This is a genomic window from Mycobacterium sp., assembly GCF_046330795.1.
In the GTDB taxonomy this organism is placed as follows: domain Bacteria; phylum Actinomycetota; class Actinomycetes; order Mycobacteriales; family Mycobacteriaceae; genus Mycobacterium.
The window spans coordinates 30,599-46,899 of sequence record NZ_JAXLSA010000003.1 but is presented as its reverse complement, the minus strand read 5'-3'; the positions used below and the strand labels follow the sequence as shown (position 1 = coordinate 46,899).

The 16,301-nt window shown below is 67.8% G+C and carries 20 protein-coding genes; 13 read left to right on the top strand and 7 right to left on the bottom strand.

Features of this window, described 5'->3' with window-relative positions:
• Window position 1 precedes the first annotated feature (1 nt).
• Genes U0R18_RS11570 through U0R18_RS11560 form a run of 3 tightly spaced genes read left to right on the top strand, consistent with a single transcriptional unit; the run spans window position 2 to window position 2,194 of the window.
• A complete protein-coding gene (locus U0R18_RS11570; protein ID WP_526368393.1) occupies window positions 2–319 on the top strand; it encodes a hypothetical protein in 318 nt (105 codons plus the stop codon).
• Window positions 320–329: 10 nt separating this feature from the next.
• Window positions 330–998 (top strand): GAP family protein, encoded by a 669-nt coding sequence (locus U0R18_RS11565; RefSeq protein ID WP_526368391.1) that lies wholly within the window; start codon window positions 330–332, stop codon window positions 996–998.
• 38 nt (window positions 999–1,036) lie between these two features.
• On the top strand, window positions 1,037–2,194 hold the full coding sequence (locus U0R18_RS11560; RefSeq protein ID WP_526368389.1) for an FAD-binding oxidoreductase: 1,158 nt from the start codon (window positions 1,037–1,039) through the stop codon (window positions 2,192–2,194).
• Between the two features lie 4 nt (window positions 2,195–2,198).
• Here the strand turns inward: U0R18_RS11560 and U0R18_RS11555 are convergent, their stop codons facing one another.
• From U0R18_RS11555 to dnaK, 4 genes are read right to left on the bottom strand one after another with little or no spacing between them, the layout of a single operon-like run.
• Window positions 2,199–2,585, bottom strand: coding sequence for a heat shock protein transcriptional repressor HspR (locus tag U0R18_RS11555; RefSeq protein WP_526368387.1), 387 nt, complete (start codon window positions 2,583–2,585; stop codon window positions 2,199–2,201).
• 6 nt (window positions 2,586–2,591) lie between these two features.
• A complete protein-coding gene (dnaJ, locus tag U0R18_RS11550) occupies window positions 2,592–3,773 on the bottom strand; it encodes a molecular chaperone DnaJ (protein ID WP_526368385.1) in 1,182 nt (393 codons plus the stop codon).
• A 45-nt stretch (window positions 3,774–3,818) separates the two neighbouring features.
• Entirely contained in the window at window positions 3,819–4,436 is a 618-nt protein-coding gene (grpE, locus tag U0R18_RS11545) for a nucleotide exchange factor GrpE (protein ID WP_526368383.1), read from the bottom strand.
• Window positions 4,433–6,295, bottom strand: a complete 1,863-nt coding sequence (gene dnaK, locus U0R18_RS11540) for a molecular chaperone DnaK (protein WP_526368381.1) — start codon at window positions 6,293–6,295, stop codon at window positions 4,433–4,435. The genes grpE and dnaK overlap by 4 nt, the downstream gene beginning before the upstream one ends.
• A 193-nt stretch (window positions 6,296–6,488) precedes the next feature.
• Between dnaK and U0R18_RS11535 the strand changes: the two genes are divergently transcribed.
• Together U0R18_RS11535 and U0R18_RS11530 are read left to right on the top strand one after the other, a co-directional pair.
• Window positions 6,489–6,764 carry a hypothetical protein gene (locus U0R18_RS11535; RefSeq protein ID WP_526368379.1) on the top strand — a complete coding sequence of 92 codons (276 nt, stop codon included), beginning with the start codon at window positions 6,489–6,491 and terminating at the stop codon, window positions 6,762–6,764.
• Entirely contained in the window at window positions 6,764–7,150 is a 387-nt protein-coding gene (locus U0R18_RS11530) for a DUF7715 family protein (RefSeq protein ID WP_526368377.1), read from the top strand. The genes U0R18_RS11535 and U0R18_RS11530 overlap by 1 nt, the downstream gene beginning before the upstream one ends.
• A 23-nt stretch (window positions 7,151–7,173) precedes the next feature.
• On the opposite strand, the gene U0R18_RS11525 is transcribed toward U0R18_RS11530, so the two are convergent.
• Window positions 7,174–7,548, bottom strand: a complete 375-nt coding sequence (locus U0R18_RS11525) for a DUF488 domain-containing protein (protein WP_526368375.1) — start codon at window positions 7,546–7,548, stop codon at window positions 7,174–7,176.
• 110 nt (window positions 7,549–7,658) lie between these two features.
• Here U0R18_RS11525 and U0R18_RS11520 point away from each other — a divergent pair, with 110 nt between their 5' ends.
• Window positions 7,659–8,207, top strand: a complete 549-nt coding sequence (locus U0R18_RS11520; protein ID WP_526368373.1) for a DinB family protein — start codon at window positions 7,659–7,661, stop codon at window positions 8,205–8,207.
• Window positions 8,204–9,601 (top strand): serine hydrolase domain-containing protein, encoded by a 1,398-nt coding sequence (locus tag U0R18_RS11515; RefSeq protein ID WP_526368371.1) that lies wholly within the window; start codon window positions 8,204–8,206, stop codon window positions 9,599–9,601. The genes U0R18_RS11520 and U0R18_RS11515 overlap by 4 nt, the downstream gene beginning before the upstream one ends.
• Here the strand turns inward: U0R18_RS11515 and U0R18_RS11510 are convergent.
• Window positions 9,598–11,262, bottom strand: coding sequence for a DUF8189 domain-containing protein (locus tag U0R18_RS11510; protein WP_526368369.1), 1,665 nt, complete (start codon window positions 11,260–11,262; stop codon window positions 9,598–9,600). The genes U0R18_RS11515 and U0R18_RS11510 overlap by 4 nt on opposite strands.
• A gap of 178 nt (window positions 11,263–11,440) precedes the next feature.
• On the opposite strand from U0R18_RS11510, the gene U0R18_RS11505 reads away from it, so the two are divergent.
• The 4 genes from U0R18_RS11505 (at window position 11,441) to U0R18_RS11490 (ending at window position 14,244) form a co-directional block, all read left to right on the top strand.
• Window positions 11,441–12,019, top strand: a complete 579-nt coding sequence (locus U0R18_RS11505; protein ID WP_526368367.1) for a hypothetical protein — start codon at window positions 11,441–11,443, stop codon at window positions 12,017–12,019.
• Window positions 12,020–12,138: 119 nt separating this feature from the next.
• The gene (locus U0R18_RS11500) at window positions 12,139–13,605 is read left to right on the top strand and encodes a WXG100 family type VII secretion target (RefSeq protein WP_526369469.1); all 1,467 of its coding nucleotides are present in this window, start codon (window positions 12,139–12,141) and stop codon (window positions 13,603–13,605) included.
• A gap of 94 nt (window positions 13,606–13,699) precedes the next feature.
• Window positions 13,700–13,990 carry a hypothetical protein gene (locus U0R18_RS11495; protein ID WP_526368365.1) on the top strand — a complete coding sequence of 97 codons (291 nt, stop codon included), beginning with the start codon at window positions 13,700–13,702 and terminating at the stop codon, window positions 13,988–13,990.
• 5 nt (window positions 13,991–13,995) lie between these two features.
• Complete coding sequence (locus U0R18_RS11490; protein WP_526368363.1) at window positions 13,996–14,244, top strand: hypothetical protein; 249 nt, start codon at window positions 13,996–13,998, stop codon at window positions 14,242–14,244.
• On the opposite strand, the gene U0R18_RS11485 is transcribed toward U0R18_RS11490, so the two are convergent.
• Window positions 14,233–14,547, bottom strand: coding sequence for a WXG100 family type VII secretion target (locus U0R18_RS11485; protein ID WP_526368361.1), 315 nt, complete (start codon window positions 14,545–14,547; stop codon window positions 14,233–14,235). The genes U0R18_RS11490 and U0R18_RS11485 overlap by 12 nt on opposite strands.
• A gap of 179 nt (window positions 14,548–14,726) precedes the next feature.
• Here U0R18_RS11485 and U0R18_RS11480 point away from each other — a divergent pair, with 179 nt between their 5' ends.
• Complete coding sequence (locus U0R18_RS11480; protein WP_526368359.1) at window positions 14,727–15,659, top strand: LLM class F420-dependent oxidoreductase; 933 nt, start codon at window positions 14,727–14,729, stop codon at window positions 15,657–15,659.
• Between the two features lie 24 nt (window positions 15,660–15,683).
• Entirely contained in the window at window positions 15,684–16,301 is a 618-nt protein-coding gene (locus U0R18_RS11475; RefSeq protein ID WP_526368357.1) for a hypothetical protein, read from the top strand.

The window sequence follows — 16,301 nt, the reverse complement described above, 5'->3', positions numbered from 1 at the left end:
GATGGCGGCGATGCAGCCCATCGGCTGGGGTGGACAACCCGCGCGCGACGCGTTCCGCGCCGTCCGCCCGCCCGTCGCGGTCCTGGTCGATCTCACCGTGCTGTTCCCCCGCCGCCCACACCGTGACGGGCGGTACCACCCGAACGGCCTGCAGCTGCACAAGGTGGTCGAGGGCCGACTGAGCTGCTGGGGCGTCTGCGAGCAGGGCGACTGGTGGGGCCTGGTCACCTACGACATCGCCTACGGATCGCGACACCGAGCGGTGACCCACTGGGTGCCCGCGTTCGTCCTGCGCCCCCGGGCCGGACGCAGCCGGTAGGTTTCCCGACATGGAGTCCAGCACCCATCTCGAACTCACCGAGATCATCCCGCTGGCCCTGGTGGTCGCGCTCTCGCCGCTGTCGATCATCCCCGCGGTCCTGATCCTGCAGTCCCCCCGGCCGCGGCCCGGCGGGCTGGCGTTCCTGGCCGGCTGGGCGCTGGGCCTGGCCGCGCTGACGGGGGTGTTCATCGGCGCCTCGAACTTGCTCGCGCAACGCTCGGACGGCCCGCCGGTCTGGACCCACTGGGCCCGCATCGCCGTCGGCGCCGCACTGATCATCTGGGGTGTCTACCGCTGGTTCACCCGGCACAGCAAACCCCACGAGATGCCCGGTACCCGGCACCTGACCGAGGCCGGGCCGGGCAAGGCCCTGGTTGTCGGGGCCGCGCTGACGGTCATCAACCCGAAGGTGCTCTTCATCTGCCTGGCCGCCGGGTTGGCCATCGGCACTTCGACCGAAGGATCCGGAAGATACTGGGCGGCAATCGTTTTCGTTGTCGTCTCGGCATCCACGGTGGCACTGCCGATCCTGGCGTACGCGGTGACCGGTGAACGATCGGATCCCACCCTGGCCCGCGTCAAGGAATGGATGGAGACCCACAGCGCCGCCCTGATGGCCGCAATCCTGCTGATCATCGGGCTCCTGGTCCTCTACAAGGGCGTTCACGGCCTGTAATCGTCGGCCACGACGGGCGACACCCTAAGATTTGCTGCGTGGGGTTAGAGGACCGCGAAGCACTGGAGGTGATCCGCTCTGCCCTGCGCGGGCCGACCGGCAGCACGATCGTCGCCCACTTCTACACCTGCTGGTTCGCCATCGACCCGACGGTGCGGGACCTGTTCCCGGCGTCGATGAACGAGCAGCGGGCGGTCTTCCTCGAGGTTCTCGACTGGGTCATCGGCGAGTTCGTCGCGCAGCGGTCGGACGAACCGGTGGAGTTCCTGACGCAGCTCGGGCGCGATCATCGCAAGTACGGCGTCACCGCCGAGCAGTACACCAGTGTGGCCACCGCCCTCTACGCGACGCTCCAGGCCGAACTCGGGCAGAAGTGGACGCCGCGCGTGGACGCCGCGGGCAGGCAGGCCATCAACTTCATGACGGCGGTGATGCGCGGTGCCGCCGAGGCCGAACGCGGGCCGGCCCACTGGGGCGGGACCGTGATCGAACACGACCGCGTGTCGCGGGATCTCGCCGTGGTGCGGATGAAACTGGACCGCGCGCTGCCCTACCTGCCGGGGCAGTACGTGAACGTGCAGATCCCGCAGTGCCCCCGCCGATGGCGGTTCCTGTCGCCGGCCATTCCCGCGCAGGACGACGGCGGCATCGAATTCCACATCCGTGCCGTGCCCGGCGGACTGGTCAGCAGTGCCATCGTCAACGAGACGACGGTGGGTGACCGGTGGCGACTGTCCAGCCCACACGGCGCGATGGAGATCGACCGCGAGGGCGGCGATGTATTGATGGTGGCGGGCAGTACCGGCCTGGCCCCGCTGCGCGCGATCATCATGGACATGGCCCGGTTCGGGTCCAACCCACGCGTGCACATGTTCGTCGGGGCGCGCTACGCCTGTGAACTCTACGACCTGCGCACCCTGTGGCAGATCGCCGCGCACAATCCGTGGCTGTCGGTCACGCCGGTGGCGGAGTTCCCCGACCCCGCCTGGGCCGCCGACTATCCGGACGTATGGCCGCCCCGCGGTCTGCACGTGCTGCAGCGCGGGCGGCTACCCGAAGTGGTGTCCAGCTACGGCGGGTGGGGGGATCGGCAGATCCTGATCTGCGGCAGTACCCCGATGGTGGAAGCGACCCGATCGGCGTTGATCGCCAAAGGTGCTCCGCCCCAACGGATTCAGCACGACCCACTGAAGTAGCGGGTCAGCGGCGGTGCTGGCGCGGCTGCCAGACCACCAGCGCCGTGCTGGTCGAGGGCGCCTCGCGGCGCTGCGCCCGCAGCCGATCCACCTCCGCGGAGAGCTCGGCCACCCGCGACTGCAACGCCTCGACCTGATTGGTCAGTTCGATGACGCGCTTGATCCCGGCCAGGTTGACGCCCTCGTCCTGGGACAGCCGCTGCACCTCGCGCAGCAGGTCGACGTCGCGCTCCGAATACCGCCGTCCCCCACCGGAACTGCGGGTGGGCGACACCAGGCCGAGCCGGTCGTAGGTGCGCAACGTCTGCGCGTGCATACCGGCGAGTTCGGCGGCCACCGAGATCAGGAACGTGCGGGTGACCTCAGAACGCGATGAATCGGACTTGCTCATGACGCATCACACTCGATTCCCGCCCCAGCCGGCACGCGGATCGAATCCACTGGCCCGCTCGGCGGCGGCGTAGGCCTCCAGGGCCTCCAGCGCCTCGCCCTCGAGTTCCGAGGGCACCGAAACCTTCACCGTGACCAACAGGTCACCGTGCCCGCCGCTGCGCTTGGGCACCCCGCGGCCGCGGACCCGCAGAATCCGGCCGTCGGCCGTGCCCTTGGGCACTCGAACGCCGACCTTGCCGTCCAGAGTGGGCACCGAAAGCGTTGTCCCCAAAGCCAGTTCGGTGAAGCTCACCGGGACGGTGACCGTCAGGTCGTCGCCGTCGCGGCCGAACACCTTGTCCGGACGCACATGCACGGTGACGTAGAGATCGCCGGACGGCGCACCGCGCAGCCCGGCCTCACCCTGACCGGCCAGCCGGATCCGCTGACCGTCCTCGACCCCGGGTGGGATCCGGACGTTGATGGTGCGGGTGCGCGTGGTCACGCCGGTGCCGTGGCACTCGTCGCACGGATGCTCGATGATCGAGCCGCTGCCCCGGCAGTCGGGGCACGGTTCGGAGAACCCGAACGAACCCTGGTTGCGGTTGACCACGCCGGCGCCGTTGCAGTTCGCGCAGACCTTCGGGCTGGTCCCCGGGCGTGCGCCGCTGCCGTGGCAGTTGGTGCACGGGGCCGGACTGGTGAGCCGCAACGGCATCGCCACACCCTTGGTGGCCTCCATGAAGTCGAGTTCGGTCTCGGTCTCCAGGTCGTTGCCGCGGCGCGGCCGACTCGGCCGGGGCTGTTGCGCTCCACGGCCGAAGAGCCCACCGAACAGGTCGCCGATGTTGGCGCCACCGGTCTGACCCGCGGCGTCGAACAGGTCGCCGAGGTTGAATTCGGCACCGTCGCCGCCGAATCCGCCGAAACCGCCGCCGCCGTTGTTGAAGCGACGTCCGAAACCGCCGCCGGCGAACAGCCGGCGGGTCTCGTCGTACTCCTTGCGCTTGGCCGGATCCGTCAGCACCTCTTTGGCTTCCGACGCCGCCTTGTACTTCTCCTCGGCCGCGGTGTTGCCGGGGTTGCGGTCCGGATGGTTGTCGGCGAGGATCTTGCGGGCGGCTCGCTTGATCTCTTTCTCGTCGGCATCGGAGGAGACGCCGAGCTCCTTGTAGAAATCCTTCTCAACCCACTCACGTTGGGCCATTACCGCGTCACCTCCTCAGCTGTGTTCGTGTCGATGTCGTTCTCGCTATTCCGATTGTGGGACCTGCTCGGCCGAAGCGGCGGCACTGCCGGCCGTGTCGGGCGATTCGGCCGCGGGCACTTCGTCCACGACTCCGACCATCGCGTGCCGCAGCACCTGATCGCCGAGTTTGAATCCCTGTCGCATGACGGTGCCCAGCACCGGATTCGAGCCGTCTCCCTCGTGCTGCACGGCTTCGTGCAACTCGGGGTCGAACGCGTCCCCCTCGGCGCCGAAGGACGACAGGCCGAGCGCCTCGAGGACGGTCACGAGTTTGTCGGCGACGGACTTGAGCGGGCCCGATTCCAGATCCCCGTGCGCGCGGGCCCGGTCCAGATCGTCGAGCACCGGCAGGAGTTGGGTGACGACGTGGGCCTTGGCCCGCTCGGTGGCCACCTGCTGATCACGCAACGACCGCTTCCGGTAATTGGCGAAGTCGGCCTGCACCCGTTGCAGATCGGCGATCAGTTCGGCCGCTTGATCCTGGGACGCATCGGAGATCACCTCCGGCTCCGGCCCACTGGGGGCCGGAGCGGAGGCGGTCTCACGTATCTCGCCGGTCTGCGGATCGATGCGCCGTTTGTCGGTGACGGTCACCGGCTCGTGCGAATCGTTCTCGCTCACTTGTTCTCCTGGTCGTCCTCGACAACTTCGGCGTCGACGACGTTGTCGTCAACGGGACCGTCAGCACTGCCAGCGCCGCCGCCACCGGCGGCCTGCTCGGCCTGGGTGGCCTCGTAGATCGCCTGGCCCAGGGCCTGGCTCTCGGTGCCCAGCTTCTCCATCGCGGACTTGATGGCCGCGATATCGGTGCCCTCGAGCGCCGACTTGGCTTCGGCGATCGCGCCGTCGACCTTGGCCAGCGTGTCCTCGGGGACGGTGGATCCACCCTCGCCCTCGCGCTGATCCTTGACGAACTTCTCCGTCTGGTAGACCAGCGATTCGGCCTGGTTGCGGACATCGGCCTCTTCGCGACGCTTGCGGTCCTCGTCGGCGTGCGCCTCGGCGTCCTTGATCATCCGGTCGATCTCCTCCTTGGAGAGGCCGGAGCCCTCCTGGATCTTGATCGTGTTCTCCTTGCCGGTGCCCTTGTCCTTGGCGGTGACGTGCACGATGCCGTTGGCGTCGATGTCGAAGGTCACCTCGATCTGGGGCACGCCGCGCGGAGCCGGCGGGATGTCGGTCAGCTGGAACGAACCCAGCAGCTTGTTGTGCGCCGCGATCTCGCGCTCACCCTGGTAGACCTTGATCTCCACCGACGGCTGGCTGTCGTCGGCCGTGGTGAACGTCTCCGAGCGCTTGGTCGGGATGGTGGTGTTGCGTTCGATGAGCTTGGTCATCACGCCACCCTTGGTCTCGATACCGAGACTCAGCGGCGTAACGTCCAGCAGCAGAACGTCTTTCACCTCACCCTTGAGCACACCGGCCTGCAGCGCGGCACCCACGGCAACAACCTCGTCGGGGTTGACGCCCTTGTTGGGCTCCTTGCCACCGGTCAGTTCCTTGACCAGATCGGTGACCGCGGGCATCCGGGTGGAACCGCCGACCAGCACGACGTGGTCGATGTCGCCGACCGCGATGCCGGCGTCCTTGATGACCGACTGGAACGGCTGGCGCGTGCGGTCCAGCAGATCCTGGGTGATCTTCTGGAACTCCGAGCGGGTCAGCTGCTCGTCGAGGAACAGCGGGTTCTTGTCGGCGTCGACGGTGATGTAGGGCAGGTTGATCGACGTGCTCTGCGAGCTGGACAGTTCGATCTTGGCCTTCTCGGCCGCTTCACGCAGCCGCTGCATGGCCATCTTGTCCTTGGTCAGGTCGATGCCCGCGGTGGCCTTGAACTTGTCGACCAGCCATTCGACGATCCGGTCGTCCCAGTCGTCGCCGCCGAGGTGGTTGTCGCCGGAGGTGGCGCGGACCTCGACCACACCGTCGCCGATCTCGAGCAGCGAGACGTCGAACGTGCCGCCGCCGAGGTCGAAGACCAGGATGGTCTGTTCCTTGCTGCCCTTGTCCAGGCCGTACGCCAGCGCGGCCGCGGTGGGCTCGTTGACGATACGAAGCACGTTCAGGCCGGCGATCTGGCCGGCTTCCTTGGTGGCCTGACGCTGGGCGTCGTTGAAGTACGCGGGGACCGTGATGACCGCGTCGGTGATGTCCTCACCGAGGTAGCTCTCGGCATCGCGCTTGAGCTTCTGCAGCACGCGCGCGCTGATCTCCTGAGCGGTGTAGTCCTTGCCGTCGATCTCGATGGACCAGTCGGTGCCCATGTGCCGCTTGACCGAACGGATGGTCCGGTCGACGTTGGTCACTGCCTGGTTCTTGGCGGGCTGGCCGACCAGCACCTCACCGTTGCGCGCGAACGCGACGACCGATGGGGTGGTCCGGGAACCCTCGGAGTTGGCGACGACGACGGGATCGCCACCTTCCAGGACCGCGACGCATGAGTTGGTGGTCCCGAGGTCGATACCGACCGCACGAGCCATAGTTACTGCCTCCTGATTAGCCTGATTGTTAGGTCTGAGTGAACCTCGCTCAAGATTGCCCCGTCAGCCGGTGGGCTGTCAAGCCATAGTTGAGTCTAGTCCGCTCAATTTGTCGAAGGTGTCAACGGCGGGGTCGCGGATTTCATTCCCGCCGCCACCAGAATTGTCGTACGGCCACAGTAAGATCGAAAGTATGTTCGAATCAATAGATTCCCGGGCCCTCCTCGGCGAGATCGAGGAAACCCACGAACAACGCCGGATCAACGACGGACGGCGTCAGCGGATCGATCTCCTCCAGTGGCGCAACGAGATGCGGGCCAAGCTCCTCGTCCTCGGGGGCGGCCATCCCAGCACCGGTCCCTGGTGCACATGGGTGAATGATCCGCCCGAAGAAGCACAGATCAGCGCCGGCTGGGTGCCGCCCCCTCCGCCGGCGGCGTCCGATCACGACGATCCGCCACCGTTCTGATGAAAATCCTTGTCGCGACCAGGCTTACGCAGGGTGCCTACGCGAACGACTACCACTATTGCGTCGAGGGCGAACTGGTGTGGATCCAGGAACCCTGCGACCGGGGTGCCGACGATCCCGACGGCAGTTGTGGTTGCGGCCGCGGATTCGCCGGAGCGGCGTCGCACCGCGCCACAACGACGGCCACCGTCGTGGAGTCACCGATGAGCCGCGCCGATCTGGTGCTGGCCTTCCGCACCAGCCTGGCCGACGGTGGCTGGCCGATCGACTGGGCCGACGCCGTCGCCGACGAGAACCTCGCCATCGCAATGGACCTTCCCGAGGGCGCCGTCATCGGTCGCCGGCTCGACGGATTCCTTCTGCGCGCGGTCAGGCTCAACGGATGAGCAGCCCGTGGCACGAACAACGACTACCCCATTCGCTCGATCTCTTCGGCGAGCACCGCGGCCTCACTGATCCGGAAGTCCTTGGTAGCCGTCAACAGCGTGAGCATCGTCGACGTGCGGGCCAGTTCGCGCAGGTGCGTCAGAGCTTCCGACCGCTCGGCCTGGGCGAGTTCGGCCTGATAGCGCGTGGTGAATTCGGCGAATTTCGCCGGGTCGTGGGCATACCACCTGCGCAGCTCGGTGGACGGCGCGATCTGTTTGCACCACTCGTCGAGCGCGGCGCGTTCCTTGGAAATACCGCGCGGCCAGAGCCGGTCCACCAGGACCCGCGTGCCGTCGGCGCCGTCGGGCGCCTCGTAGATCCGTTTGACCTGTACATGAGGCTGCGCGGTTCCCATTGCGACCCTTTCCTCACATCGCCCGTCGATTCGATTATCCGCCGCGGGTCATTCCGGGAGTCCCTTGCGCAACCCGCTCGCGCTGCTCGACAACCGATAGGGTGACCGACGTGGCGATCCCGCCGGACACCAAGGACTGGACATGGGTGATGACGCAGCCCTGCCCGGAGTGCGGATTCAATCCGTCGGCCGTCCGCCACGCCGACGTCGCCGACCGGATCGCGCGTTCGGCCGCTGGCTGGGCCGACACGCTCGCCCGCCCCGACGTCCGGGTGCGGCCCGACGACCACACCTGGTCGGTCCTCGAGTACGGCTGCCACGTGCGCGACGTGCTCCGGATCATGCGCACCCGTCTCGGGTTGATGCTGGCCTACGACCAGGCCAGCGCCGACGGTGCGACGTTCGAGAACTGGGATCAGGACGCCACTGCCGTCGATGACCGGTACAGCGAACAGGATCCGGCCGTGGTGGCCGACGAAATAGGCACCGCTGCAGCGGAATTCGCGCTCGCCTACGGTGCGGTGCGGGGCGACCAGTGGAACCGTCGCGGACTGCGCAGCAACGGCTCGGCGTTCACCGTGGAATCGTTCGCCGCCTACGCCCTGCACGACCTCGAACATCACCGCGTCGATGTCGGCCTCGACCCGTCGACGGCGTGATCCGGGCCCGCGCGCTGTTCCTCGTCGCGGTCGCGGTGACGTCCTGCGGCCATGCGACCCAGGAGCCGGTCGGCACCAGCACGTCGGTGGCCACCACCACCACGACACCGCCGCCGCCGCCGGCGCTACCCCCGCCGCCCCCGATCACCCCGGGCGAGTTCGCACCCATCGCCAACCTGGTCGACGCCGACATCGCCGACCATCGCCTGCCCGGAGCGGTGGTCCTGGTCGGCCACGACGGTCAGGTCGTGTACCGCCAGGCCTTCGGAGATCGCAAGCTGCCCGGTGAGCCGGGGCTGGACGGCAAGCCCGCCCCCGCGGAGCCGATGACCACCGACACGATCTTCGACCTGGCGTCGATGACGAAGGCCCTGGCGACCACGACGGCCATCATGCAGTTGCACGAACAGGGCAGGATCGAGTTCGACGAGCCCGTGCAGAACTACCTGCCGGGATTCAACCCGACCGACGATCCGCGCCGCGCTCAGGTCACCATCCGGATGCTGCTCACCCACACCTCCGGGATCGGCGGCGATCTGAGCATGCAGGGCCCGTGGGGTTTGAACCCGGCCGACAAGGCCGCGGGTATCCACCTGGCGGAGGTGTCGTCGTTGGAGTTCGGCCCCGGCGAGGGATTCCACTACAACGACATCAACTTCATCCTGCTGGGCCAGATCCTCGAACAGATCACCGGCCAGCCGGAGGACGAGTACGTGGCCGAGCACGTGTTCGGGCCGCTGGGCATGACCGAAACTCGCTACCTGCCACCGTCGAAAGCCTGTGGACCACAACGCATCCGGGGTGCCGCGCTAGCCCTCGACCAGGAGCTGCCGCGGCCGGCCGACTGCCCGCCGGGCTCCTGGAGCACCGACCTGCTCGCCCGGATCGCGCCGACGGCGCTCGATGAGGACAACCAGGCCGACCCGGCACTGAACCCCGACTTCGGCCGACCGCTGCGCGGCACGGTGCACGACCCGACGGCCCGCCGACTGGGCGGGGTGTCCGGCAATGCCGGGGTGTTCTCGACGGCCGACGACGTCGGGCGGTTCGCGCAGGCACTGCTCGATCGCCGCGCCGGCCGCGCCAGTCCGTTCCCGCTGACCCAGTCGTCGGTGCTCACGATGACCACCCCCCAGCAACCCGGGAATATCTCGGATCAACGTGGCTTCGGCTGGGACATCGACACCCCACTGTCCGGACCGCGCGGCCAGATCTTCCCCGTCGGCAGCTTCGGCCACACCGGATTCACCGGGGTGTCGCTGTGGGTGGATCCGGCCTCGGACACCTACGTCGTGGTGCTCGCCAACGTGATTCACCAGCGCGGCGGTCCGCCGATCACGAAGCTGGCCGGTCAGGTGGCCACCGCGGCGGGCCGAGCGCTGAATCTGGGTTAGTACCAGGCGGCGTTCTCCCGCACGACGTGCCAGCGCTCGCCGTCCTGGTGCGGCCAGGTCTTCCCGCCGTCGGGCGAGAACCGGTGCGTCAGGCGCAGCGAATGGTCGATGGCCGCAATGTGAATGGTCTTGCCGTCCGGCGAGCAGGCCAGCGCGGGCGCCGAGACGTGCCAGTCGTCGTGGGCCTTGTCCAGCTCCCGCCAGAAGTCCGTGCTGCCCTTGGTCACCTCGGGCTCGAGGATGCGCATGACGCCGTCCTCACCGAGGCCCGCGAAGTGCACCCGCTTGCCATCGTCCGAACAGGCCACCGCCGGTGCCGATTTGAACCTCAGGCTGTCGAGCGGCAGGGAGATCTTCGGGTGCACCTTGCCGTCGGTCACGTCGACGATGGTCTGCCAGATCTTGCGGTCGGCACCCAGGGTGGCGATGAACAACGTGCGCCCGTCGGCGCTGCAGGCCAGTGCGGGCGAGGCGACGCTGGTGACGCCGATCGAGGTGAAGTCGCCCTGGAATCCCTTGCCGCCGTTGGTGCTAGTGCTGACGTACACCTTGCCGTCCGTACCGGTACCGGCGACGAAGACCTGCTGGCCGTCCGACGAGCAGGCGATGCCACCGCCCGTCGCGAAGGTCCGACTGAACAGCTGTGGCCAGGTGTCCCCGGACTCGGGGTGCTTGAAATGCAGCCTGTTGTCGACGCCGCGCGCCACCGCGTACATCCGGGCACCGTCGGCGCTGGCGGCCATCGTCACCCCGGAGGTCATCACACCGTTGCCAAAGGGCTTGTCGCCCTTCCATTCTCCGGCGGCGGTGCGCTCGTGCAGGAACACCCGCTTGCCGATGCTGCGGCCGCACAGCCGCAGCCGGTTGTCGCCGAGCAGGACCAGGCCGACCGTCGGCGGCTCCTGGATATCGGTACGCGTGACGCCGCCGGTCACCCAGTACACCGGCCGGTCCTCGTCCGGCTTTCCGCGGCGCAGCCGGGCCTTGATGGGGAAGCCGTCGATCGAATTGGCCAGCACCCGAGGGAAAGTGAGCACGGTGTCCACGTTGTGACCCACGAATACATCTTGATTCAACAAATTCACCGGCGCACCGATCAGGCCGTGCCCGAAATCGTCGATGATGTCCTCGAGGGTCTCCTCGTCGATCTGCGCCTCCAGGCGCTTGCGCACCTCGGATGCAGTGGGAATGTCGCCGGCGAGTACTTCCGCGACGATCTCGCGCAGCTCGGTCTCCAGCCGCCGCTTCGACTCGGTAATGACGACGTCATGCAGATCGACGATGTCGCCGACCCTGCTGTCGTCGTGCTCGAGCGCGGCGATCGCGACCACCAGGGTGGCGAACTGCGTGAGCGTCAGCACGCCGCCGGTGGTGCCGCGCAGGGTGGTGTCGATCCGTCCGACCGACTTGGGAATCGCGATCGTCCTTCCCGCTTCCACACCCTGGCTGGCCGGTCCGAGGTTGCCCGGTGCCGCCGACGTGCTCAGCACCGCGACGGTGGCGGTGCCCGGTGAATTCTCGAAGATCGTTGTGCCGTCGACCTTGGCGGCGATCAACCACAGATACGGTTCGTCGGCCGACCCCGCCAGAAAGCCGTCGTCCACCCGACTGACCTTCAGCTTGTCGAGCTGTACCCGAACGCCTACCTCCATGAACTCCATGAACTTTCTCCCTGTGAGAGTGCGGACAATTTGCTGTGCCCGAAGGTAGGTCTGCCTGCTGCGTGCGGGCACGCGTAGCCCGCTACTCACTTCCTCACAGCTTCATAAACATCGACTGTCACTTGTTTCACTTGGACAACAGGCTGGGTATCGTGGGGCCACGGCTCGAGGAGTTTCTGTGCGCGCACCCATCACCACCCGCCTGGCGCTGATCGGTGTCACCGCCATCGCGGTGTCCGGCCTGGTCAGCTGCAGTAGCACCGTCACCGGGCGGGGAGTCTGCCCGGGCTGCGGGACCGCCTCCGAACCGAGCTTCGGCACGCCGGCTCCGTCGGTGTCGACACCCAGCACCCCGACCACCCCGGGGACGCCGACCGCCGGGCCGACCGCCACCGCCGCCCCGGGGCCGGGTGGCGAGCAGACGTTGCCCACCGACGAATCGGGCCTGGTCTACGTCGAGACCAAATCGGGCAAGACCCGATGCCAACTCAGCAGCGACGCCGTCGGGTGTGAGTCCGAGTTCGAGAACTCACCGGAGATCGACGGCGAACCCGCCAACGGCGTCAAGGTGACCGCCGGCGGGGACCTCACCTGGGTCGTCGGCAACCTCGGGGCCATCCCCGCGGTGACGCTGGACTACCAGACCTACGAGGCCGCGGGCTGGACCATCGCGGCCGACCCGAGCGGTACCCGGTTCACCAACGACGCCACCGGCCACGGCATGTTCGTCGCCACCGGGGGTGTCGACGCGTTCTGAGCCAACCAGCGCTGGTGAGAATCGCCAGTTCACAGTCGACAAACGACAACTACGGCGACCCCCTTCACCCGCGTGAATTTCGCCGTCGCGCAGACACCGGTAACTTGCCACCCGTGACGATGTCGTTGGCCGACCTGGGCAGGTGGGATCCGGGGTCGATCCGCGCCGTCGCTTCGGCAGCGACCACCCGCGCCTCCCACTTTCGCGATGTTGCGCACGACCAGCGCGCAATCGTCGCGAAGCTGGTGTGGCAGGGCGAATCCCAGGAAGCCGCTACCGCACGCGCTCAGGCCATCAGCACCAGCCTGCTCGGGCACGCCGACGAATGCGATCAGGCCGCACGTGACGTCTCCTCGGCCGCGTCCGAAGTGGAGTCCATCAAGGCCGAATGGGGCCGCATTCAGCGGATGGCCGACCGCTGGGGCATCACGATCGACGTTGCCACCGACTCGCTACACTGCTCGGGCTCGTCGGATCCCGCGCAGGAGGCCGAGAACCAGCACCACCTCCAGATCGTCCACGACGCAATCGTCGACCTACTGCGCCGCGCTGACGCGACCGATCGGCACCTGGCCGCGGCGGTTTCCGCTGCGACCTCCGAAATGGCGGCCGGTTCTGCCGACGAAACACCGCAGGCTCCGGACTCCGTTCGGCGTCGCAACCAGATCGAGGCATTCCGGAAGGCTTTCGGCCGCGACCCGGTCAGCGACAGTGACTGGACGACGGCCGCCGCCCTGGACCCGCACAGCTACAACCCGAAGAACAAGGGATGGCCGCCGAACATCGTCGTCGCCCGCATCAAGCCCGTACCCGGCCAGGGCGTCGTGCGGACGAACATGTTCATTCCCAGCAAGGATGTATGGGCTCCCGCCCTCGAGATTCCGGACATGGGCAACGGCCAGCTGCTGCCCTACGACAACAACCTCGGCGACAACCGGGGCTTCGACCCCTACGCCGGACCCGAGGACTCGCGCGTTTCGATCTACACCGATTTCGACAACGGGATCATCGTCGCCCGTCAGAACCCCTCGGTGAACGCCGACACCGGACAGGTAAAGACCGGCACACCCGACATATCGGCGGTCCAGCAGGCGAACGGCGCGGTGCTGCTGCACTACAACGCGGCGGACCCGTTTTCCCCAGGCGGCCAGGGATTGGCCAAAGCCATCCCGTTCAGCGTCAACGGATCGCTGGGCATCGCCCCTGGAGCCGGCGGTCCGCGGGTCGGCGGCGAGGTCACGTCTTTCCCTGCCCTCGAGGTCTACAGCGACCGCAACGGCGGAGTCACCCCGCTGCTGCAGTCGTGGCCCAGCTTCACCGACGACGCATCGGGGCCGATGATCGGCCTGCTGCCTCACAAGGATGTCGGCGATTCCGGCGTTGTCCCGAGTTTCAACAGCGTCGTCCCGCAGCTCGAGGCGCCCCTCAGACCCACCCATGGCCCCCAGCCCATCCAGATCATGCCGCCGATGTCGATCGTGCCGCCGGGCAACTTCACCCCGTTCGGGCCGCCGACCGTGGCTGACGCCCCGGTGGTACGCAGTTACCAGCCCCTGCAGGGCAACGAGTTCCTGCCGGCGCACTGACCTGGCCACCCCGCACTGCTCAGCGTTGACATGTACCGAGGAGGTTCTGCCGATGATGGCAAGTTCTACGGAGACCGACGTTTCAGGCCCGCTCATGGACTGGCACAGGGCCACCCTGATCGGTGCGCTGGCCGGTGGCGTCTTCTGGGGTCTGGCCGCCGGGGTGATCTACGCCGCGAAGGCTTCGACCGCCGCCGTCATTGCGATCGTTATCGCCGCGGCCGCCCTGCTGATCGTGGGCACGTTGCTGTTTCGGCGCGGTGGTCGTCCGCCGACTCTGGCCGTCGGCGTTGGTCTGATTCTTGCGCCCTTGACCGGTGTGGCACCGGTTCTCGCTGTATGGGTCCTCGGTGTGTTGTCCAAAGCGATCTCGTGGAGAGGGTGACGACGATGAGTGCACCGACTGCCGAACAACGCCCGGTTGCATTGCTGGCCGGGCTGTTCGCCGGCTTCGCATCGATCATCTTGACGCTCGGATACCTGTGGCCGGTGGCCCCATTGTTCCCCGCGATGCTCGCGGCGATCGCCTTCGTGCTGCCCTTCAAGAACCATCGGCTGGTCGCTCGCGGCGCCGCCTACGCATGCCTGGGCATCCTGGTGTTCGAGGTGGTCTTCGTGCCGTTTCTCTTACTGAGCTGACGGCGCCCGGAGCTGCTCGAGTTCGGCGGCGCTGTGCTCGTCCGACGATTGGAACCGCTGGGCGGCCTTCGCGATATGACCGGCCTGCCGGGTCAGCGCAGCGTGGTGCCCGTCGGCCACCTGCTGCCAGGCGTCAGCCATCTGCACCAGGGCGTCGGCAGACGAACCCACCCATCCGGTTTCGGCGTCGCTCAGGCCGATCATGGACTGCCGATGCGACGCCGACAGGGCGGTCGCCTGCTCACCGATGTCGGAACTGCCGCGGGTCAAGCCGTCGACATCGACGTTCAACTCCTCAGCCATGGCACCCCCTCACAACGACAACCCTCACAACGACGGACCGTGGAATTTTAGGCGGTCCGGTGTGCGGGCGGTAGTCACGCGCACCCGCGGCGGGAGGGACCATCGCGGCCGACCCGAGCGGTACCCGGTTCACCAACGACGCCACCGGCCACGGCACGCGTTCTCAGTAGGCTGGGCCCATGGATTTCCGGGTGTTCGTCGAACCGCAGCAGGGTGCCTCCTACGCCGATCAACTCGCCGTCGCCAGAGCGGCCGAAGCGCTGGGCTACTCGGCGTTCTTCCGGTCCGACCACTACGTGGCCATGAGCGGTGCCGGCCTGCCGGGGCCGACGGACTCCTGGGTGACCCTCGGTGCGCTGGCTCGCGAGACCGAGACCATCCGGCTGGGCACCATGGTCACCTCGGCGACCTTCCGGCACCCCGGTCCGCTGGCCATCTCGGTGGCCCAGGTCGACGAAATGAGCGGTGGCCGAGTCGATTTCGGTATCGGCGCGGGCTGGTTCGAACAGGAGCACGCGGCCTACGCCATCCCGTTCCCGCCCCTGGGCGAGCGGTTCGACCGGCTCACCGAACAACTCGAGATCCTGACCGGACTGTGGACCACGCCGGCCGGGCAGACCTACGACTTCGCCGGCTCGCACTACACCGTCACCGCGTCGCCCGCACTGCCCAAACCCGCGCAGGATCCGCATCCGCCGATCATCATCGGCGGCCAGGGCGCCAAGCGGACCCCGGCGCTGGCGGCGAAGTACGCGGCCGAGTTCAACGTTCCGTTCTCGCCGCTGGACACGGTCACCACGCAGTACCAGCGGGTGCGCGACGCCGTCGCTGCGGCCGGCCGCCCCGCCGACTCGATGACCTACTCGGCCTGTTTCGTGGTGTGCGCCGGACGCGACGAGAACGAGATCGTCCGCCGGGCCGCCGCCATCGGCCGCGAGGTCGACGAGCTGCGGTCCAACAGCCCGCTGGTGGGGACGCCCGGCGAGATCGTCGACAAGCTCGCACCGTTCGCCGAGGCCGGCGTCACGCGGGTCTATCTGCAGCTGCTGGACCTGGCCGACCTGGATCATCTGGACCTGTTCGCCGGCGACGTCGTCCGTCAGCTCTCATAGAGACCCGCGTTAGGATCGGGACCCGTGCCGCGCAACGGAAACCCCGACGACGACTTCTACGGCGAGCCGACGCAGTACGCCGGCTACGGCGAACCCACCCAGTCCGCCGACTACAGCTCCGGCCGCGCCTACAGCGAATATCCCGACCACTCCCCCGCCACCGGCCAAACGCCGTACCCGACCGGCCCGACGCCCTACCCCGACCAGCCCCCGGCCGACCCGTGGTACCGCAAACCGGCCGGCCTGATGGCGCTCGGGGCTCTGGCGGTGGTGATCGCGGCACTGGTGATCTACGCGCTGGTCAGTCTGTTCGGACGTTCCAGCCCGACCACACCGGCCGGAACCACGTCGGTGACCACCACCACCGCCCCCGCGGAAAGCACCGAAACCACGACGACCACCGAGGCCCCGACCGAGACGCCGCTGGTTCCGCCGCCCGGCCCCACGGAGACGGTGACGGTGACACCGACCACCACCGAAACCACCACCGAACCGACCACAACGGAACCGACCACCACCACACCGACCACCACCACACCGTCGGTGAGCACCAGCACGAGCACCGTCACCGAGACCGTCACGCAGACCCGCCCGACGTGGACGCTCCCGACGCTGCCGCGCATGCCACGCGACGGGCAGTGA